General features: G+C 36.8%; 26 protein-coding genes and 3 pseudogenes. 22 read left to right on the top strand and 7 right to left on the bottom strand.

The window, feature by feature from the left end; genetic code table 11:
• Positions 1-32 precede the first annotated feature (32 nt).
• Together LFLEISCH_RS16470 and LFLEISCH_RS15615 are read right to left on the bottom strand one after the other, a co-directional pair.
• Positions 33-496 (bottom strand): annotated as a pseudogene (locus tag LFLEISCH_RS16470) (EndoS/ChiA family endoglycosidase); the annotation flags it as partial.
• Positions 497-549: 53 nt separating this feature from the next.
• Positions 550-834: an EndoS/ChiA family endoglycosidase gene (locus tag LFLEISCH_RS15615; RefSeq protein WP_206538445.1), complete on the bottom strand. Its 285-nt coding sequence runs from the start codon at positions 832-834 to the stop codon at positions 550-552.
• Positions 835-1,037: 203 nt separating this feature from the next.
• On the opposite strand from LFLEISCH_RS15615, the gene LFLEISCH_RS05350 reads away from it, so the two are divergent.
• The 16 genes and pseudogenes from LFLEISCH_RS05350 to LFLEISCH_RS05420 all read left to right on the top strand — a co-directional run bounded on the left by LFLEISCH_RS05350 (position 1,038) and on the right by LFLEISCH_RS05420 (position 13,488).
• Positions 1,038-1,814, top strand: a complete 777-nt coding sequence (locus LFLEISCH_RS05350; protein ID WP_007473788.1) for a GDSL-type esterase/lipase family protein — start codon at positions 1,038-1,040, stop codon at positions 1,812-1,814.
• 2 nt (positions 1,815-1,816) lie between these two features.
• Positions 1,817-2,719: an ABC transporter ATP-binding protein gene (locus tag LFLEISCH_RS05355; protein WP_007473789.1), complete on the top strand. Its 903-nt coding sequence runs from the start codon at positions 1,817-1,819 to the stop codon at positions 2,717-2,719.
• A pseudogene (locus tag LFLEISCH_RS05360) lies at positions 2,716-3,698 on the top strand (ABC transporter permease). Before LFLEISCH_RS05355 ends, LFLEISCH_RS05360 begins: the two are co-directional and overlap by 4 nt.
• A 10-nt stretch (positions 3,699-3,708) precedes the next feature.
• Positions 3,709-4,149: a GNAT family N-acetyltransferase gene (locus LFLEISCH_RS05365; RefSeq protein ID WP_007473792.1), complete on the top strand. Its 441-nt coding sequence runs from the start codon at positions 3,709-3,711 to the stop codon at positions 4,147-4,149.
• A gap of 12 nt (positions 4,150-4,161) precedes the next feature.
• Positions 4,162-4,506 (top strand): iron-sulfur cluster biosynthesis family protein, encoded by a 345-nt coding sequence (locus LFLEISCH_RS05370; RefSeq protein ID WP_007473793.1) that lies wholly within the window; start codon positions 4,162-4,164, stop codon positions 4,504-4,506.
• An 87-nt stretch (positions 4,507-4,593) separates the two neighbouring features.
• Positions 4,594-5,448: a VOC family protein gene (locus LFLEISCH_RS05375; RefSeq protein WP_007473794.1), complete on the top strand. Its 855-nt coding sequence runs from the start codon at positions 4,594-4,596 to the stop codon at positions 5,446-5,448.
• A complete protein-coding gene (locus LFLEISCH_RS05380) occupies positions 5,445-6,404 on the top strand; it encodes a ring-cleaving dioxygenase (RefSeq protein ID WP_007473795.1) in 960 nt (319 codons plus the stop codon). Before LFLEISCH_RS05375 ends, LFLEISCH_RS05380 begins: the two co-directional genes overlap by 4 nt.
• Positions 6,405-6,409: 5 nt before the next feature.
• On the top strand, positions 6,410-7,021 hold the full coding sequence (locus LFLEISCH_RS05385) for an alpha/beta hydrolase (protein WP_007473796.1): 612 nt from the start codon (positions 6,410-6,412) through the stop codon (positions 7,019-7,021).
• On the top strand, positions 7,018-7,632 hold the full coding sequence (locus LFLEISCH_RS05390) for a flavin reductase family protein (protein ID WP_007473797.1): 615 nt from the start codon (positions 7,018-7,020) through the stop codon (positions 7,630-7,632). The genes LFLEISCH_RS05385 and LFLEISCH_RS05390 overlap by 4 nt, the downstream gene beginning before the upstream one ends.
• Positions 7,633-7,985: 353 nt before the next feature.
• Complete coding sequence (gene hflX / locus LFLEISCH_RS05395) at positions 7,986-9,239, top strand: GTPase HflX (RefSeq protein ID WP_007473798.1); 1,254 nt, start codon at positions 7,986-7,988, stop codon at positions 9,237-9,239.
• Positions 9,240-9,302: 63 nt separating this feature from the next.
• The gene (locus LFLEISCH_RS05400; RefSeq protein WP_007473799.1) at positions 9,303-10,169 is read left to right on the top strand and encodes a metallophosphoesterase; all 867 of its coding nucleotides are present in this window, start codon (positions 9,303-9,305) and stop codon (positions 10,167-10,169) included.
• Between the two features lie 2 nt (positions 10,170-10,171).
• Complete coding sequence (locus LFLEISCH_RS05405) at positions 10,172-11,158, top strand: lipoate--protein ligase (protein WP_007473801.1); 987 nt, start codon at positions 10,172-10,174, stop codon at positions 11,156-11,158.
• A gap of 105 nt (positions 11,159-11,263) precedes the next feature.
• Entirely contained in the window at positions 11,264-11,755 is a 492-nt protein-coding gene (locus tag LFLEISCH_RS05410) for a PepSY domain-containing protein (RefSeq protein ID WP_007473803.1), read from the top strand.
• Entirely contained in the window at positions 11,746-11,868 is a 123-nt protein-coding gene (locus tag LFLEISCH_RS16475) for a PepSY domain-containing protein (protein WP_149022046.1), read from the top strand. The genes LFLEISCH_RS05410 and LFLEISCH_RS16475 overlap by 10 nt, the downstream gene beginning before the upstream one ends.
• Before the next feature lie 174 nt (positions 11,869-12,042).
• Positions 12,043-12,801, top strand: coding sequence for an ABC transporter ATP-binding protein (locus LFLEISCH_RS05415; RefSeq protein WP_007473805.1), 759 nt, complete (start codon positions 12,043-12,045; stop codon positions 12,799-12,801).
• A gap of 36 nt (positions 12,802-12,837) precedes the next feature.
• Entirely contained in the window at positions 12,838-13,488 is a 651-nt protein-coding gene (locus LFLEISCH_RS05420) for a GntR family transcriptional regulator (RefSeq protein ID WP_007473807.1), read from the top strand.
• A 283-nt stretch (positions 13,489-13,771) separates the two neighbouring features.
• Here the strand turns inward: LFLEISCH_RS05420 and LFLEISCH_RS05425 are convergent, their stop codons facing one another.
• On the bottom strand, positions 13,772-14,764 hold the full coding sequence (locus tag LFLEISCH_RS05425; RefSeq protein ID WP_007473809.1) for an oxidoreductase: 993 nt from the start codon (positions 14,762-14,764) through the stop codon (positions 13,772-13,774).
• A 131-nt stretch (positions 14,765-14,895) separates the two neighbouring features.
• Between LFLEISCH_RS05425 and LFLEISCH_RS05430 the strand changes: the two genes are divergently transcribed.
• The 6 genes from LFLEISCH_RS05430 (at position 14,896) to LFLEISCH_RS05445 (ending at position 17,911) form a co-directional block, all read left to right on the top strand.
• Entirely contained in the window at positions 14,896-15,819 is a 924-nt protein-coding gene (locus LFLEISCH_RS05430) for a diacylglycerol/lipid kinase family protein (protein ID WP_007473810.1), read from the top strand.
• A gap of 87 nt (positions 15,820-15,906) precedes the next feature.
• Positions 15,907-16,197 (top strand): hypothetical protein, encoded by a 291-nt coding sequence (locus tag LFLEISCH_RS05435; protein ID WP_223196467.1) that lies wholly within the window; start codon positions 15,907-15,909, stop codon positions 16,195-16,197.
• Positions 16,198-16,313: 116 nt separating this feature from the next.
• On the top strand, positions 16,314-16,637 hold the full coding sequence (locus tag LFLEISCH_RS14615; RefSeq protein ID WP_007473815.1) for a hypothetical protein: 324 nt from the start codon (positions 16,314-16,316) through the stop codon (positions 16,635-16,637).
• Positions 16,582-17,127, top strand: a complete 546-nt coding sequence (locus tag LFLEISCH_RS14620) for a serine hydrolase domain-containing protein (protein ID WP_159099759.1) — start codon at positions 16,582-16,584, stop codon at positions 17,125-17,127. The genes LFLEISCH_RS14615 and LFLEISCH_RS14620 overlap by 56 nt, the downstream gene beginning before the upstream one ends.
• Entirely contained in the window at positions 17,112-17,465 is a 354-nt protein-coding gene (locus LFLEISCH_RS14625) for a hypothetical protein (protein ID WP_007473818.1), read from the top strand. The genes LFLEISCH_RS14620 and LFLEISCH_RS14625 overlap by 16 nt, the downstream gene beginning before the upstream one ends.
• Positions 17,466-17,527: 62 nt before the next feature.
• The gene (locus LFLEISCH_RS05445) at positions 17,528-17,911 is read left to right on the top strand and encodes a hypothetical protein (protein ID WP_007473820.1); all 384 of its coding nucleotides are present in this window, start codon (positions 17,528-17,530) and stop codon (positions 17,909-17,911) included.
• A gap of 46 nt (positions 17,912-17,957) precedes the next feature.
• Here LFLEISCH_RS05445 and LFLEISCH_RS05450 read toward each other — a convergent pair whose 3' ends face one another.
• The 4 genes and pseudogenes from LFLEISCH_RS05450 to LFLEISCH_RS15375 form a co-directional block, all read right to left on the bottom strand.
• Positions 17,958-18,146: a bacteriocin-like WGxF protein gene (locus tag LFLEISCH_RS05450; protein WP_007473822.1), complete on the bottom strand. Its 189-nt coding sequence runs from the start codon at positions 18,144-18,146 to the stop codon at positions 17,958-17,960.
• Positions 18,133-18,768, bottom strand: coding sequence for an ATP-binding cassette domain-containing protein (locus LFLEISCH_RS05455; protein WP_007473824.1), 636 nt, complete (start codon positions 18,766-18,768; stop codon positions 18,133-18,135). The genes LFLEISCH_RS05450 and LFLEISCH_RS05455 overlap by 14 nt, the downstream gene beginning before the upstream one ends.
• A 32-nt stretch (positions 18,769-18,800) precedes the next feature.
• Positions 18,801-19,058, bottom strand: a complete 258-nt coding sequence (locus LFLEISCH_RS14630) for a hypothetical protein (protein ID WP_007473826.1) — start codon at positions 19,056-19,058, stop codon at positions 18,801-18,803.
• Between the two features lie 337 nt (positions 19,059-19,395).
• Positions 19,396-19,735, bottom strand: a pseudogene (locus LFLEISCH_RS15375) (hypothetical protein); the annotation flags it as partial.

The raw sequence follows: 19,735 nt of genomic DNA on the forward strand, positions 1-19,735 counted from the left end.
GCGTATTTGGCTACTTGATAAATATTCGACTCTTCATAAGGTATTTTAGTGTCATACCAGCGATTTGAGGGATCTTGTTCTTCAGGGAAGGTGAGTCCTGGTAAAAATTTATTATTAGCAATGTAAGGTGCATAGGCATTTGCAGCCATTTCAGTTCGACTGGAGTTGCTACCGTATTGTTGGTAAGCGAGGATATCAAAGTTACTGCTTACATTTTGAAAAGGTTTTACATTTTGACCGTTTGTATCATAAAGAAATAGTGTACCATTATTCGCTTTTGGACCAATATATTTGGAAAGTGCTTGAATAACACCATCCGAAATTTTCACTTCATCATCCGTTGGGAAAGTTTCCATATCAATATCAAGGCCGTCTAGCCCCAAGGTAACATAAGTTCATCTAGCAAAGCCTTGGCATAATCATCAAACTCTTTTTCAGTAGGAAAACTACCTTGATACGGAATCTCAAGCAATTTCGTATAGTCGAAGCCACGAATTAATTTGACACCACGCGCATGTAGTTCAGGCTCATATTCTTCTTTTAATTTTTTTAAAAAAAAGGCTCAGCTAATTTTTCTTGACCAGGCGGTACATAACTAAAAACATTGACAATGTTGATACCATACGGGATATCCGTCATTCGCAACCAGTTTTCATCAGGTAAACTTGTATTGACTCCCTTCATCTCTTTATCCCGCCAAGCACGGTAATAGACCATAAAATTTTTATTGATGACTTGTTCTTCGGCTTGTGCTGTTTTTTCGGCAGGTAGTACGGGGATTAAACTCAAACAAAGCAATAAGACTAAACCAATCAAAAAGCTTTTCTTTTTCATATAAACACCCCTTTTCTAGTTTTAGAAAACGAAAAGAAAACGTTTTCATGGAAATTCTATCATAAATATAAAATTTTAATAGGCAAAAATTAAAGTATTTTAAGTAATTATTATGGTTTATTAAAAAATGCCTTGTTATCTTGGAAGGGTCAAAATAGCTGTTTTTGGTATAATAAATCTATTCAATACGAGGAGGTTAGCAGATGAGAAAAAGTAGCTGGGTTAGAGGATTAATATGGATTTCTATCGTTTTTTTCTTGATTTGCTTAACCGGATTATTTTTCATTTGGTTCTCGAATAAACAAACCATAGAAACTGTGTCAAAAGATAAAAAAACTGCTGAAACAAGTCAAACAGATGTGAAAATAGTGGCGCTCGGAGACTCTCTTACTCGTGGCTTTGGAGATGAAAGTGGAGTAGGCTATGTGGGAGCCGTCACCAATTCCTTAGAAGCAAGCGGGAGACAAGTTGAAAAGGTGAATTTGGCTGTGAACGGAGCTAAAACGAGCGATTTAATGAAGCAACTGGACCAAAAAGAAGTGGCGAATCAAATTGCATCGGCGAACCTTATTTTAATGACGATTGGTGGAAACGACCTTTTTAGAGGTGGTGAAGCCTTCTCGCAGTACAAAACGAGTCAAATCGAGACAATACAGAACGAGTATCTCAAACAGTTAGGCCAAATTTATACTAAAATTCGCACATTAAATAGTGAAGCACCGATTTATCATGTGGCACTTTACAATCCTTTTTTAGAAGAAAAAGAGGGTCCTGCCATGTCAGAAACAGTTTTTTCGTGGAATGCCGCAACGGAAAAGAAAGCCAATGAATTTTCTAAAATTATTTGTGTGCCGACCTATGATCTTATGCAACTAAACGGAGAAGACTATCTTGCTTCTGACCATTTTCACCCAAACAGTGAAGGGTATAAGTGGATTGGAAACCGCGTCTTTAGTGTTATTAAAGCTGGAGGTGAATAAATATGACAGGCTATGCGCTTGAAGTAAAACAGGTATCTAAGAAAATTAAAAAACGGATGATTATTTCTGATATTTCGTTTCAAGTAAAACCAGGCGAGATTTTTGGTTTTTTAGGTCCGAATGGCGCTGGGAAAACGACAACGATTCGCATGCTTGTTGGACTTATGAAGCCAAGTTCAGGCACCATTTTGATTGGCGGTTATGATATTCGAAAAGATTTTAAGAAGGCCATGCAAAATTTAGGTTCCATTGTTGAAAATCCGGAATTCTATCCTTTTTTAACAGGAGAAGAGAATCTTGCGTATTTTGCGCGCATGGACAACTCCATTCCAAAAGAACGTATTCAGGAAGTGGCGGCGCTTGTTCATATGGAAGGACGTTTAAAGGATCGTGTGTCAACTTATTCGCTTGGGATGAGGCAACGTTTAGGCATTGCTCAAGCTCTTTTAAGCAAACCTAAATTACTTATTTTAGATGAGCCAACGAATGGGCTCGATCCGTCCGGTATTCATGAAATGCGGGATTTTATAGAAACGCTTGTAAAGGAAACAGGGATAAGTGTTCTTGTATCTTCACACTTACTTGCAGAGATTGAACTTTTATGTGACCGTGTGGCAATTATGACGGAGGGGAAAATCATTTTAACAGATACGACACAGCATTTACTTGAATCTCGCGAACAAATTCGTATCGAAGCGGAGCCACAAAATGCTGCAAGAGACATTTTATCGTCTTATACAGACGTTTTAGAAAATGGCCCTTTTTTATACATGAAAAAAAGTAATGATGTTTCTTTTTGGAATCAAAAACTGGTTGAAAACAGGATTTTAGTGCATCGCATCGAGCGCCTCAAGCCATCTCTTGAAGACTTATTTTTAGAACTTACAAAGGGGGGCGAACAATGAATCAGCTCGTCTATAACGAACAGCTTAAGCTATGGCGAAAACGCCGTGTGTTCATCATTTTGATTCTTGTTGCACTTATCTCAGGAATTTTTACATATGCACAGTATCGGCAACATGAGGAGGATGTGAAAAAAGCAGGAACGACGGATTGGCATATTCAAGTTCAGGAACGAATTATTGATCTTGAAAATCGGCTCGGCTCTGGCAGATTGCCGGACGATTATCAAGCATATTTTAAAGTACTAAAAGGTCAGCTGCAATATTATTTAGATCATGATATTAATCCCAATGCGCCTGGAGCCCCTATGTTTTAAAAACTTTTGTAGAAAACGGGATTAGTTTACTGTTTCCCCTGTTTATGATGGTGATTGCTGCCGATTTAATTTCTGCTGAAATGAGTTCAGGAACCATTAAATTCCTACTAACAAGACCTGTATCGCGAGCCCGAATTTTAACAAGTAAATATATTTCCTTACTGCTATCTATCTCGGCAATTATCGTCTTGTCTGGCTTAACGGCCTATCTCATTTCTGGACCGGTGTTTGGTTATGGTGGCTGGGGAGCGCCTGTTTTAACAGGTTTTCAAGTAAGCGGTGATACAATTGATACGTCTAACGTCTATCAATTACCCATTTATCAATTATTAATCATGGAATTTGGACTTGCGTGGTTTGTTAGCATTATTGTGGGAATTTTAACCATATTTGTTTCTGTCATCGTTCGGCAAACTGCAGCAGTTATGGGAATCATGCTTGCAGCTCTCATAACAGGGACCATTCTAACCAATCTCGTAAATGCCTGGCCGAGTGCGAAATATTTATTTATGGTAAACTTACAATTAACAAACTATTTAAATGGAACAGCACCGCCTGTTTCGGGCATGACGCTAGAGTTCTCTATGCTCGTACTCTTTATTTGGGGACTAACTAGTTGTGTGCTCTCCTATTTTATTTTTACAAAACAAGATATTTCCAGTTGAGGTGGTTTTTATGAAAAAAGTAGAAGAAAGCGATTTACGCCAGATCTTACCTTTATTTCAAAACGAGGCGGACAACTATTTGGCTACAAATAAACGCATCATTCAAGAAAGCGACTTGCGAAGTTGGCTAAGTACAGATGATCAAGTACCTTTTGTTTCGTTTGAAGCGGGAAATCCAGTCGCTTACGGTGAAATATGGATTGATGACGAAGAAGGAGACCTAGAATTCGCACATCTCATAACAGCACAAGAATACCGCGGACAAGGGTACGGGAAGAAACTAGTCCAAAGTTTACTTGAAGAAGCAAAAAAATACCCCTATGACGACATTTTTATTCGCGTCTTACCTGAAAATTCACGTGCAATTGAACTTTACGTAAGTTTAGGTTTTGAAGAAATTAAACCATTTGATGAACGCTATTTTTGGATGAAACGAAAAAATTTACGTTAGTAGGTGAGAAAAATGTATCTTCATATTGAAAAAAGTATTCGGGATAAAATAGAAGAACTACGAACGAACAATGAAAAAATAATTTTAAATTTAAATGATGGGGCAGGTAAATTTTCTGATAACAAGGCATCATGCGCATTAGATCTTTATTTTGACATTCTATTAGTGAACTCGAATGAAGATTTACATGAATACGGGGAAACTTTATCGTCTGATATTGGCCCCATTTTTATGAAGCCTTATTCAAGTGTTTATTTGGAACAGGAAAACATATTAAAAAAGGGATCTCTAGGAGTTAACGTTTTATCTGGAGAAAAAAGTGGTATCATTTGTAATGATGTAAAAATAAAAAAATAACTCCTCGTCTTATTTTTTGTAAGTTAGTTTACTTTACTTTTTAATTGTTTAGTTGTAAACTATAAATATAGAAAGGAGGCGCGAAATATGTCAAAAAGAATTCATCACATTTCTGCCTTTATTAAAGACTTTGAGACATCTCATTATTTTTATCAAGATGTATTAGGGTATAAATTTGTTAAAAATACAGTCAACCAGGCAAATGTTAAGATGCGACACTTGTTTTATGGGGACTACGAAGGAAATCCGGGAACTCTTCTCACTTTTTTCGAAATTCCACGTATTGGGAAAAGTTACAATAAAAAAGCTTATTTTGGTCAAGTTACACTCGCCGTTCCTAAAAATAGTTTAAATTTTTGGTATGAGCGCTTAAAATCATTTGAGGTTGAAACAGAGCGCCTAGAGAATCAATTGATTTTTTCTGACCCTGATGGATTAACATTTGCGCTTTCTGAAGTTTCAGAAGAAATAACGGAACGAAATGCGACGAGACATACAGATATTCCTAGAAATAAACAAATTATTCGAATTTTAGATGTCGTTTATCACGTACCTGATGCCGGTAAAGCGAAGAGTTTTCTAGCTGGTTTTGGTGTTAACGAAGTCACAACTCGGCAAACTTTATCCAAAGAAAAAACGCGATTTGGTAGAGGGACGATTGACCATGTGGCGTATGAGGCGGCGACGAAAGAAGAACTGGACGCGCTTTACGAGTTTGCGCAAACAAATGATATTGAGGTTGAGGAATATGTGGATAGAGGCTACTTTATTAGTCTTTATGTACGCGACCCATTTGGACTTAGAATTGAATTTGCAAATGTTACGCCAGGATTCACATTAGATGAATCAGTCGATGAATTAGGCACGCATTTTAGCTTACCACCGTTTTTAGAACCGAGAAGAACTGAAATTGAAAATTATTTTGGAGGGAAAATAAAATGATAAAAGATTTAAAAGGTATACACCACGTAACAGCGATGACAAGTAGTGCGGAGAAAAATTATGAATTTTTTACAGAAGTACTCGGAATGCGATTAGTGAAAAAGACAGTGAATCAGGATGATATTCACACGTATCACATGTTTTATGCGGATGATGCTGGAAGTGCTGGAACAGATATGACGTTCTTTGATTTCCCTGATTTGCCAAAAGGTAGACCCGGAACAGATAGTATTTCGAAAACGAGTTTCCGCGTACCAAACGATGCAGCACTAGAATATTATATGGATCGTTTCAAAAAATTAGATGTACCCCACGAAGACATTAAAACCATTTTTGGAAAAAAAGTATTGCCGTTTCAAGATTTTGATGGTCAAATGTTGCAACTCATTTCTGATGAACATAATGAAGGAGTAGCAGCAGGCGTACCATGGAAAAACGGTCCGGTTCCAGAAAAATATGCTATTTACGGTTTAGGTCCGGTTTTTCTTACTGTCGTGTCGCTTGAAAATATGGATGCGGTATTAAAAGCGATTCTTGGTTTCCGTTTTGTTAAGGAAGAGAACGGCTTACATCTATACGAAGTTGGCGAAGGTGGAAACGGGGCACAAGTTATTGTAGAAGAAAGAACAGATATTGGAATGGCTATGCAAGGATACGGTGGTGTGCATCATGTTGCATTCCGTGTTGAAAACCATGATGAGCTATTAAAATGGGTTGAGCGCATGGAAACTTTCCAAGCACCTAATAGTGGCTATGTAAATCGCTTCTATTTTGAATCTCTTTATGTGCCTGTTAGCCAACAAATTTTGTTTGAATTTGCAACGGATGGACCAGGCTTTACGAGTGATGAACCGTATGAAACATTAGGTGAAAAATTGAGTTTACCACCATTTTTAGAAGGGAAAAGAGAACAAATTGAAGCAATGGTAAGACCAATTAATACTAAAAGGAGCTAAAATGTATGGATCATATTTTTATTCCAGGTGATAAATTAAAGAAACCATTACTTTTACTTCATGGTACAGGCGGGGATGAGAATTCGCTTGTTGACATCGGGAAACTTATTGCAAATGATGCGCCTATTTTATCGCTTTGCGGAGATGTTTCAGAAAACGGCGCTAATCGCTTTTTTAAACGTTTTAGTGATGGCAGGCTCGACCTTTTAGATCTTGCTATTCGAACGAAAAAGCTACTTCAAACCACGTATGAACTCGCAGAAACGTATGAGATTGACTTTCAGGATCTTGTTGTTGTCGGCTATTCAAACGGGGCAAATATTGCTGCAAATGCCATTTTACAGGAAGAAGATGGCTTCCAAAATGCAATTTTACTTCATGCGATGCCTGCTAATAATAAGCCACAAGATTTTTCTTTAGAAAAACGACATGTCTTTTTAACGGCTGGTGTCAATGACCCACTAGTTCCTTTTTCTAGTACGAAAGCACTTGTTGATTTATTCCAAGATAGGGCGGCTGAGGTTCAAACCGTTTTTACGGAAGCGGGGCATAATTTAACAAGGGAAGAAATTGAGGACGCTAAATTATGGTATGAGAATTTAGGTGTGGAAGCATGAAATATTTGGCAAACGAACTTTCTCAAAAAGAAAATTATAAGTTTTTAAGTGGTGCGATTATTCCGAGACCTATCGCTTTTGTTACGACGGTGTCAGAAGAAGGTGTGGTAAACGCAGCCCCGTTTAGTTTTTTCAATATAGTTTCGAGTGATCCGCCAGTTGTGTCCATTTCGGTTCAGCGGCAAAATGGTGAAATGAAAGATACAGCGAGAAATGCGCTAGCAAACGGCGAACTTGTGATTCATATCGTGAGTGAAGATATGGTAGAAGATGTGAACAAGACAGCGGCTTCGCTCCCAAAAAATGAAAGCGAACTTACAGAAACAAACTTCCATCTTTTGGAGGAAGAAAATTTCACTGTTCCAAGAATTGCGGAAGCGAAATTAAAACTTGCTGCCACCGTTTTTAATACGCTTCCGATTCAAAATGATGCAGGAGAAACAATAGCAGATCTCATTTTAGCGCGTATTGTTCAGTACGATTTTAATGATGAGATTGTTGACCAAGAAAAAGGATATTTACTAGCGGAGGAAATCCATCCTGTTTCGCGTTTAGCTGGAAATGATTATGCGAAATTAGGGGAAACATTCGTTGTAACACGTCCCGAGTAATAAAAAGAAAAGCTACCGATCGTGGTCGGTAGTTTTTCTTAACTTGAAATTTAAAAGTACTCATGTTATGATGGCGTTATCTAAAAGGTTAGGAGGCTCGGCAAATTATGATTTGGATTAGACTTCGTTCCGTAAGCGGTTCTTGCAGCTAATTAAATAGTGCGGAAATCTGCGTTTTTTTGACGTGGATAACGGGATTGGTCTATTCACAATTTGCGTGAGTGTTCTTTTAATACGGAAATTTTTTGAAAGAGGCGAGTCGAAACGCTTCTTTTTTGTACGCTTTTTTAAGGGCAAGTATACAAATCCTGACCGCACTGAAAGAAATCTATTTTTTCAGGAGGTCATTTTTTATGAATAAAAAAGTTATTTTAGTTGGTGTTAGCGGCTCAGATAAAAATTTTGAATATACGATGGTAGAGCTCGCCAATTTAGCAGAAGCGAATCATTATGAAATATTAGATGTGGTGAAACAAAATATTGATCGGATTAATAAAGCAACGTATGTCGGGAAAGGGAAAGTAGAGGAACTTAAACAAATCGGGGAAATGTTACAAATCGATGCCTTTGTCGTAAATGATGAATTGACGGCCTCGCAAATAAGAAATCTTGAAGAGGAACTTGAGAAAGAAATTATTGACCGCACAGCGCTTATTTTAGCGATTTTTGCCGAACGTGCCAAAACACGTGAGGCAAAGCTACAAGTTGAAATTGCGCGGCTGAAATATGAACTTCCTCGTCTTTCAAATAGTGATGAAGTTTTTGATCAGCAAAGTGGAAAGACGGGGCTTGCCAATCGCGGTTCTGGTGAGAAGAAAATTGAAAGTGACCGCCGGATTATTAAAAATCAAATTCGCCATTTAACAAGTGAACTAGAGGAGATTGTGCAGGAGCGGGAAACAAGACGGCGTAAGCGCAAGAAAAATGAAATTCCTGTTGTTTCTCTTGTTGGGTATACAAACGCGGGGAAATCGACCACGATGAATGGCCTTGTGAATCAGTTTAGTAAATCCGCTCACAAACAGGTTTTTGAAAAAGATATGCTCTTCGCCACTTTGGAAACCAGTGTTCGCGAAATCATTTTACCAGACAACAAACAATTTTTATTAACAGATACGGTTGGGTTTGTTAGTAAATTGCCGACGCATCTTGTAAAAGCTTTCCGCTCTACGCTTGAGGAGGCGAAAGAAGCTGATTTACTGCTGCACGTTGTCGATTATTCTGATGAAAATTATAAGGCAATGATTGAAACAACGGAAGCAACTCTTTTAGCTGTTGGGGTAAAGGATGTCCCCGTTTTATACATCTACAATAAGGCCGATTTGGTACATGGCGCCGAGTATCCAGCTTTACAAGAAGAGGGGCTCATTTATTCGGCGAAAGATGAGGCAAGTCTCGCGATGTTGACGGAAGAAATCACGAAAAAAATCTTTACAGGTTATAAAGAAACATCATACCTTATTCCGTTTGATCGTGGCGATATTATCTCGCATTTAAACGACCATGCGCATGTACTCTTTCAAGACTATACAGAAGAGGGGACAAAGCTACGTGTTGAGGTGAGTCCTGCTGATTATGAAAGATTTCAATCTTTTCAATTGAAATAACAGCATTTTAAAGTTTGTAATGGTAAAATAAACCGGTAAGATATTGTAAAGTGAGGAAATAAAATGAAAAAAAATAGTTTTAAACTAGCAGCGTTTGCCGGTTTTATGCTGCATTCGTATTATGAAACAAAACATTTAACGATAACGGATTATCGTATTTGGTCGAATAAAATTCCGCAAGCATTCGATGATAAAACGTATATTCAATTGTCGGATTTGCACAGCTGTTCTTTTGGTAGATTTAATGACAAGTTAATTGGCAAAATACTAGCACTAAATCCAGATGGCATTTTCCTAACTGGCGATTTAATTGATGGGGATGAGCCTCAAAATGTTGCCACTGCACTTGTTCGCAAGCTCGCTCAAATTTGCCCCATTTATTATATTAGTGGCAACCATGAAAGAAAAAGCGCATTTTTTGATGAACTACTTCTCTCTCTGAAAGAGGCAGGCGTTCACATTTTGTATAACAACTATCTTTTTTTAGAGGAAGAGGGAGAAAAAATCGCGCTCGCTGGCATTTCTGATCCGAGTTTCAGCTTATCTGAAAACGAAAAACTAAGAACATCCATTGAAAAAGAAAAAATGGGCGTAATTACGGAAGAGGAAATTAAACGTGCGACGGCTGGTATTCCGGAAGAATTATTTACCATTTTATTAGCGCATCGCCCGGAATATTGGTCCATTTATCAAAATATGCCAATTGATCTGGTTTTTTGCGGTCACGCGCACGGGGGGCAAATTCGTTTGCCGCTAACTGAAGGGCTATTTTCTCCGGGACAAGGGCTTTTTCCTAAGTTAACAGCGGGCTCCCATCAGTCAAATGGAAAAGCGATGATTGTGAGTAGAGGTCTTGGTAATACAACACTTGTACCACGCGTGTTTAATCGTCCTGAAATCGTCCGAATTTGTTTGAAAAGGGAGTCGTAAAAGTGATTTATTTAGAGAATCACGATGAATTAGATCAGGCGAAGAATTTTGCTATGGAAGAATATGCCTTGCGCTTTTTACCTGAGGATGAAACTTATTTTATGTTTTATAGAATGAATCCAAGCGTGATTGTGGGTAAAAATCAAAATATGTATGAAGAAATTAATCATTCGTACATTGAACAAAATCAGGTGGACGTGCTTAGGCGATTATCTGGCGGCGGGGCTGTGTATAATGATTTAGGAAATATAAGCTTTAGTATCATTACAAAAGACGATGGAAATAGCTTTCAAAACTTTGAAAAATTCACGATGCCAGTCATTAAAGCACTAGAAACTCTCGGCGTAGAGGCAACTTTAAGCGGTCGTAATGATATTGAAATCGGTGGTAAAAAGATTAGTGGTAATGCGCAGTTCATTACAAAAGGACGTTTATATAGTCACGGCACGCTACTATTTGATGTGAATTTAGATAATGTTCAAAAAGCACTGCATGTGGATCCGGAAAAATATTTGTCAAAAGGCGTTAAATCCGTTCGAAGTCGTGTGACCAATATCCGTGAACACTTAAAAGAAGATATGGATATTTTAGGCTTTAAACAAGTACTTTTAAATTCTATTTTTGCAACAAAAGACATTCCAACCTATTCTTTTACAAAAGAGGACTTGGAGGGGATAAAAAAAATTGAAAAAGAACGCTACCGCAATCCTGCTTGGACATACGGAAGGTCTCCGAAAGGGCTTGTCACGAAGAAGAAAAGATTTGATGCGGGTACAGTTCAATTTCATTTGGAAACCAAAAAAGGTTTTATTACGGAAATTAAAATTTTTGGAGACTTTTTTGGCATGTATGATATTTCGGAGCTTGAGGAAAAATTAACCGGCATTTTTTATACAAGAGAAGCTCTTCGTAATGTTTTGACGCCAGATGAGGTGGCGCGTTATTTTGGCCGTATTCCTCGTGATGAACTGCTTGATTTTTTACTATAAGTCTAAAGGCTGAGTTTGACTTCCTTCAAAAGTGGGAATCTTCGAAAAGAGAAATATTATATAATATTCATTGGGAAACTTATAAGAATTTACTGGAGGGATTATATGAATACGTATAAAATTGCAGGAGTCGTGGCTACTTTAGCTCTTTCTGTCGGATTATTAGCAGCATGTGGGGACAATGATGATAAGCAGTCGAATAACAATAACAACACGAACTATTCATCTAAAAAAAGCTCAGATAAAACGACAAGTCAACAAGATTTAAATGGAAAGTCATTTAATTTGTCAATGGACGATGCGATTAAAATGTTCCAAGATAAAAATAAAGAGGCTGATTTAACTTCAGTCAAATTGGAATATGAAAATGGAAAAGCGGTTTATAAAATTGAAGGCGCAGATAATATGAAGGACTATGAAATGGTATTTGATGCGGATTCCAAAGAAGTGTTAGAAGATAAAGCTGAAAGCATGGATACGGATGATAAAAATGACGTTCAAAATGATAAAATAAATATGGCGGGTATTATTTCCATGGATGAGGCTATGCAAAAGCTACCGCTGAATCTGATGGTGCTGTTACGAGTATTGAATTAGAACGTTCTTTTAATGACACTGTTTATTCTGTTTCAATTGAAAATGGTACGAATGAATCGGATGTCACAGTTAATGCCAAAGATGGTTCTGTCATGAATGTTGAAAATGACTAAATAGAAGTAAAAGCACATGGCTATTTTAGCCATGTGCTTTTTTTGTGTGCAATTGTAGTATTTTTTTATTTTTTTTGGATACGATTCGTTCATTTAATTACTCAAAATGAAGCTTTCCCGTGAAGCTTTTCCATGTTAAACTAGAAATAGGCGAAAATAGAAAAGAGTGTAACGATGGCAGGAAATAAATTAGTTCATTTTTATTTTAAAAAACTAGGGGATTGGAATTTAATGTATAGTTTTATGAAAGGTTTTTGGGTAAGCTACCTTTCAATCTGCTTTTTTCTTATTATAGCTGTGTGGCTTAGTTTTATGTACGGGAGTTTACTTCTCGCGTGGACGGTGCTTGTCGCTTCCATGTGTTTAGTAGGGTTACTTTTTTACATAATGATTGTTAGAAAGGCACGGAGGTATATAAAGCTAAACTATCAAATTCGCAATTTCAATGAATGGAATAAGTTAAAACAATATCTTCTTTACGCTTATTTAAAACAAAACGGGTTTAGAACACGGGAAGATCTTGATAAGCTCATTGGATTTATTCGTTCAGAGTACGGGAATTTCGAGGAAAATAAAAAGCGAAATTTACTTGGAATGATTATGAGCGTTTTTATTGCTGTTTTTCTAGCTATTTTTGGCGGAAGTTTTTTAATCCAAGTGGAGGATTTTAAAAACCGAACTATCTTTACACTTATCATTCTTTTTTTAGCCGTGCTACTTCATTATTTAGGAAAAATGATGGAACAATTTTTTCGGCATTTCACTAAAAAAGAAGCACGACAAAGTTTTCAACTCATTCAACAAATCATTTTAATTCAAATGATTCTTCTAACAAGTGAAAATACGGAATATCATCCTTTTCTTGCGATAGAGAAAAAAGTGCAGGAAAATCCATTCTTACAGGAAATCATTCTTTCCAAATCCTTTTTGTGATAACAGGTTACTAAAACAGAGAGAAGAGGGTGCGAGATGGAAAAAGGCCACAAAGAGACAATGGAAACAAAATGTTACAAGGAGATTAAAAGACGAATCCAATCAGGGGAATATGAACCAGGAATGCGTTTAATCGAAACAGCCCTATCACGAGAACTAAAAATTAGCCGGACGCCAGTTAGAAAAGCGATTGCGATGCTTACGGCGGATGGGTTTGTTGAAAACTTAGATTATCGTGGGGCGGTTGTGAAAAATAGTAAGGTGACAAAAGATAATTATATTGAAATTTTAGATATTGTCGGCCTATTTTTAAAACATACTGTCCATCGAATCGAAAACAAGAAAATTCGGTTTGACCAGCGTATTATAGCCCCTAAAAAATTGGAGTTAGAGTGGCAAGTGCAAAACGGGAATAAAAAAGCTTATCAGAAATATTGTCGGGCAGTCATCTTAGAATTGATTTTACTTTTGAAAAATGAATATTATCAACAAATTCTAGTTGATTTTTTCGATCGAATTGATCAATTTGCGGATAGTGAAGTTCGTTCGATACTTGAAAGTTCAGGTCCCGAACTAGTAAGTAAACTATCAGAATTAACGTACGCGATTGAAGTAGGAAATTATTCAGAAGCGATTATGTTGATTGATGAAATGACAGAATTTCAAATTTTATCTGCTTATCGCTAAATGTATATAAAAAGAAATCAAGAAAAGATATCCTTATGGGATATCTTTTCTTGATTTTAGCTTGTAGTAAAATGCAAAGTTTACACAAAACAAAATGGCGCACGCCAAAATCAGACTGCTGACAAATGGTGAGATTCTAGGCAAAGCCTCTGTGCCGGAGCGGAGCGTACTCGAGTACGTGAGCACCGGCACGGAGGGTTTAACAACGAAGATTGCCGTTTGTCAGCAGTCTGAAATCAAGAAAAGATATCCTTTTGGGTGTATCCTTTCTTGATTTTCTTTTTTAGATTAACTTTACAATATAACGACCTAGCGTTCCTTCATTTGTAATTTGAAGAAGCGCTTTTGGTAGTTCGTCCAGTGAGATTTCATGGATAAGGGTATCTATTTTGGCTAGTTTAAAATTCGTTGCGATTTGTTCCCAAATGTGCACTCTTTTTTCATAAGGACAATACACCGAATCAATTCCAACAAGCGAAATACCACGTAAAATGAAAGGAAAGACAGTTGTTTCCAATTTTCCTGAAAGAGCCATGCCGCACGCGGTTACAGTTCCACCGTACTTCGTTGCAGATAGAAAATAGCTTAAAACGTCGCCACCAACTGAATCAACGGCATGAGCAAAACGCTCCGTATCAAGGGCTCTTTTTTTCTCTGGATTAAAGTCTGACCGAGAGACAACTTCACGCGCACCTAGTTTTTCAAGAAGGATTTCGCTACCTGCCTTCCCACTTGAAGCTATGACGGAAAAGCCCATTTGAGCTAAAATGCCAGTCGTAATACTACCAACGCCTCCCGATGCCCCGCTAACAGCAATAGGCCCATCTTCGGGCTTTGCCCCGTTATCTAGCAGGGCTTGAACGCTTAAGCTAGCCGTAAATCCGGCCGTCCCGTAACACATAGCTTCACGAAGCGAAAGTGATTTTGGTAGCGGAACTACCCATTTTTCTGGAACGCGAATGAGTTCGCTAAATCCTCCAAAATGGCTCACGCCAAATTCATAGCTCGTCACAATGACAGCATCCCCTTTTTTAAAACGAGTAGAAGTTGACTCTGTTACGATGCCACTAGCGTCAATGCCTGGAATGAAAGGGTATCGCGACACGATTTTACCGTCCTGTAGGGTGGCCAGGGCGTCTTTATAATTTACACTCGAATAATGGACGCGAATCGTAACATCTCCATCTGGCAATGTTTTTAAATCGGTTTCTTTAACGGAAGTGGACACTTTTCCGTCAGGTTCTTCCTCGACGAATAATGCGCGAAAAGTAGACATTTATTTTCCTCCTATGTTCAGTTTGTAACTTAAATGTACCAAAATTTTAGATGTATGCCTATCGAAATGGTTTTTAATTTACGAAATGGGTATAATAAAAGAGGAATTAGAAGGAAAGAAGGTTAATACATATGGAAAAAGTGATGCTTATCGTCAATCCTTCATCGGGTAAGGAAAAAGCAAAGACATACATGGAAAAAGCGGAAAAAGTACTAAAAAATCGTTTTGGCTTAGTGGAAGTGAAGTTAACGGAAAAGGGCGGAGATGCTACTCAGTTCGCATCTGATGCTGCAGAAGAGGGCTTTTATGCGGTGATTGCTATGGGCGGAGACGGGACGCTGAATGAAACGATTAATGGCCTAGCCAAACACGAGAAACGTCCTGCTTTTGGCTTTATTCCACTTGGAACGGTAAATGATTTAGCTAGATCAACAGGTATCCCGTTAAAACCACATAAAGCGATTAAAATGTTGGAAACAGCTGTGTTAAAACCGATGGATGTAGGCAAAATTGATAATCAATATTTTATGAATGTTTTAGCCATTGGTATGATTGCTCAGGCAGTCGATCAGGTAAGCGTTGAGCAAAAAACGAAATTTGGACCTGTCGCTTATTTTATTGAAGGGCTAAAGGCGTTTAATCGGCATGAACTGCTTCATTTTAAAATTCGGAGTGAAGAGGAAAGTTTTGATGATGAGGCAGCCCTTGTTGTTGCAGGCTTAACAAATTCCGTCGGTGGCATGGAGAAATGGGCTCCTGAAGCAGAACTAGATGACGGGTTATTACATGTCTTTATTTTAACCAAATTAGGGTTTATTGATGCTGCGAATATTTTGCCGCAATTGGTTAAGGGGACGCTGAAAAACGCTAATGGAGTGGAATATTATAAAACGAATAGTCTGGAAATCGAAGCGAGCGGCGAAGGGATTTCTGTTAATGTAGACGGGGATCCTGGTCCTAGCCTGCCTGTTAAAATTGAGGTTTTGCCTAGTCATTTAGAGTTATTTGTTCCGGAGAAGCAGAATAAGAAAAAAATGTTTGGCAAGTTACTTTAAAGGGGACAGGAAAATAGACATATAAATAGGGGGGAAGTAAACGTGGAACAACTTGAGGTGGTTTATAAAGGCCTAGCGAATTTGAAGATGAATTTTAAGGCTGTTCCCGGGCGTCTTTATTTGACATCAACAAACTTTGTGCATAAACCGAATGAATATTTTGATGAAGAGCTTATTCTTCCTTTTGAAAAAATCGCTAAAATTCGCGGTGTAAAAACAAAAATTTTCGGCAGAGAATTAATTCCAAATATTATTGAAATCCGCATGTTTGACGGGATCGTTTATCAATTTGTCATCAATAAACAAAAAAAATGGCTTGCCGCGATTCACCGTTTGTTTACCGATCTTCAGCAGGCTGAGAAAATAGAAATGAAGTAAAAGGGGGCAGAGATGTAACCCCTTTTTAATTTGAAAAATAGGCATTATGACATCTTTTAGAACGGATCAGTTTTATGATAAGATAGCTCAAATGAATGCTGAGGAGAGAAGAAAGCATGAAACAAACGCGTCTTGAAAAAAATAAACTAAGAAGAAAAGGGAGACGCAACAAGCAAATTTTTATAAGCTTAAGTTTAGCTATTTTAATTTGCTTACTCGGGGGAGCGCTTTACATACATCTTACAAAAAACACGACCACAACTGCCATAAACGAAACAACGAAAAACGAATTACAACCTTCTAAAAGGGTTGAGGCAAATGTTGTACCTGAAAATGCGATTGATGAATATTTAAATGAAATAGGATTTAACGGTACGGTGTATATTGAGGATAAAGGGAAATATACAACTAAAAAAAGCATACGGAAACGCAAATTTTGAAACAGGTGAAAAAAATCAAATGACTAGCACCTATTTGATTGGTTCCATGCAAAAAGTGATTATCGCTACGGCTTTTATGCAACTTGTGGAACAGGGAAAAGTAGGTTTAGACGATCCGATTCAAAAGTATTTGCCACATTTTCCGAACGGACATGCTATTAAGATAAAGAATTTTTTAGGGCATACAACAGGCCTAAATGAACGAAAAAAAGAGTCTGACGCTACTACGCCGTATCAAATTATAAAAAGCATTGAACGTGCTGGTATAAAGCAACAACCTGGAAAATGGCACTATTCGGATGATAATTATGCGGTTATTGCTTATTTAATTCAGCAGCTTTCCGGAATGAGCGTCGATCGTTATGTGAAACAACATATTTTTACGCCGGCCAATATGACTTCTGCCAACTTTGGACCAAGTTTTATAACAATCCGTTACATACATCTAGTTACTATAATTGGGATGGTGATATTGTGGATGCTCCTATAACGGAAGATATGTCACAGCTTTTTGGTGCTGGTGATATGTATATGACGGTAGAAGATGTTTATAAATTTGATGAAGCACTTCTCTCAGGTCAATTAATATCCAAAAAAGGAGTGGGGCGCCTTTTGCAAAAAGGGGCTGGGAAATACGGTTTTGGCATGTATGATTTTGGGGATTATCATATTTCGAGAGGTGTCCTTTACGGCTATGAATCCGCTAATGTTTTTACGAAAGACCATACAAAAAAGGTTATTTTATTAACAAATGCACGAGACCGTAGTTCTAAAAAAGCTTTTTATATTTATACGCGAAAAATTTTAGAGATTATGGAAAAAAATTAGTCTGATTAAAAAAGTCGTGCTATAATAGGGACAGAACTTGATGACACAGGAGGAAATAATTGGTGGAAATAAAGGTTCAAAATAAAATTCAAGACAATAAAGTGACTTTTATAAGTGATTTTGGTGAAGGCGTTGGAACTTGGATGGACGAGGAGCCGGACCCGGGGAGAAAGTATACGGTTGAAGTGACGATTCCTGAAAAAATCACAACTGAGTTTATACATGAAAGCGAAGAGAAACATTGCTTAATTGAAATGGATGAAGAGAGTAAAATTCATATCATCGGGCAACTTGAGGATTATGAGGAAGACGGTTTTGCCGTTTTACGCCTTGAAGAGAGTATCATTTGCTTCGACACAGATTTTGATGAGCAAATTGAACATTTGCACGGTAAATTTATTGATGTAATGGTTTCTGAAATTAGATTGAATAGCGTCGGAATATAGATGAGAGAAAAGGTCGGGAGAAATTCCCGACCTTTTTTTTGTTAGTTTACTTACTTTTGTTTAAGAAAATCGAGTTGGTGATTAAATTTAAAATAAAATAGATGAGAATAAAGATTCCCCAATAGAAAATTAAGCTTTCATAGCCAAAATGGAACATTCTAAAAATGACTTTATGGATGAGAACGGTAATAAGAATTAGTAATGTGTTGACAAGTGTTATGCTAAATATTTTCATGGTATATTTCTCCTTCATGGATGGTAATTATTCTATCTGCTTTTTCAGCAATAGTGGTATCATGGGTTACACAGATCACGGTTTTCCCCTCTGCTTTAACCTTTAAAAGTAAGTGGATAATCATATCTCGGTTTTTTGGGTCTAGATTTCCGGTAGGTTCATCGGCGAATAAAATATCAAAAGGTTTTAGTAAAACTCGTGCTATAGCTATCCGTTGTTTCTCGCCGCCGCTTAATTGATAGACATATTTGGAAAGGTAAGGGGTATCTAAACCAACAGCTTGTAAAGATGTTTGCAGTTCTACTTTTTCGGCTTTTTTTGAGATGTTTAAATTGGCTTCTACACGCTCATTTTCTAAAAGTAAATAGTTTTGGAAAATAAAACCGAATGTATTTCTTTTTAATTCACGAACGGTTTTTTGCGTAGGATTTTTATGCTGATTAATTGTTACGCTACCACCTTGTACTTTTTCAAGTAATCCCATGATATGAAGTAACGTAGTTTTGCCACTGCCACTCTGTCCTAAAATGACAATAAACTCCCCTTTAGAAATGTGAAGTGATACATTTTTTAAAATGGACTGACCAGCTATTTGCTTGTTTATATTTTCTAGTTTAATCATATTTTTCACCTTTTAATAAAGTTTTGACATCTTTATTTATAATAGACGTACGGATGGAATAAATTATCAGACATTCTAAAAGTAACATAATGAAAAGAAAAGGCATAACCAACATATACTCCAGATAATAAAACTGCAAGTGAGCCACCAACAAAGCTAACTAAAAGGTTGGGTAAAATAAGTGATAGGCTACTTTGCCAAAATGATTTACCAAAAACGTATTGAATGGCTTGTTTATAAATCATATTTTGATATTGCATTTTTGTGAAAATGATTGTAAGTGCAACCATCGAAACTAAAATAACAACAATACTGATTAGTTGTCTATAAATTTTGGTTTTTAAAGCATTTATTTCTTCCCCAACAGATTGATAAACATTAAATACGTGGGTAATTTCTGTTGCACCAGTTTTTTTTATTAGGGGAGAAATAGTATCATAAGCTTGTCCATTATCATCACTTGTAAAAAATAATGAACTTGTAGTTAATGCTCCAATATTTGATGAATCAATATTATTTGTATATAGAATTGCAAGTGGATCAGTAATCTGACTGTTATGTGGAGAGCCACTATAAATATCATATGTGAAGTATTTTTGATTGTTTTCTACATATATACAATTGATTTTAAGCCCTTTTTTTAGGAGTTTTTAGTGGCGGCAACTGCATCTTTTCTCGGTACATATTGGCTACAACTATTTTTTGAAAATAAAACCAGTCATTATAATTTTGAACAATTTTTGTTTCATTTATTTTTTGTTTGTATGGGACTAAAATGTTCAATGTATTTTTATCATCTATTATTTTTGTTAGGGCATTTTGACCATCTATCGCTCTAATTGGATTTAAACGAAGATAATTAGCATCTATTTTAACACTTCTATGCGGGAAGGATATACATTTTGACTTTGAATTATTGTTAATTATTATAAATTTTGAAATTATTTTAACATTCTTAGTAAATTTT

This window comes from Listeria fleischmannii subsp. fleischmannii LU2006-1 (assembly GCF_000344175.1).
GTDB classification, from domain to species: Bacteria; Bacillota; Bacilli; order Lactobacillales; family Listeriaceae; genus Listeria; species Listeria fleischmannii.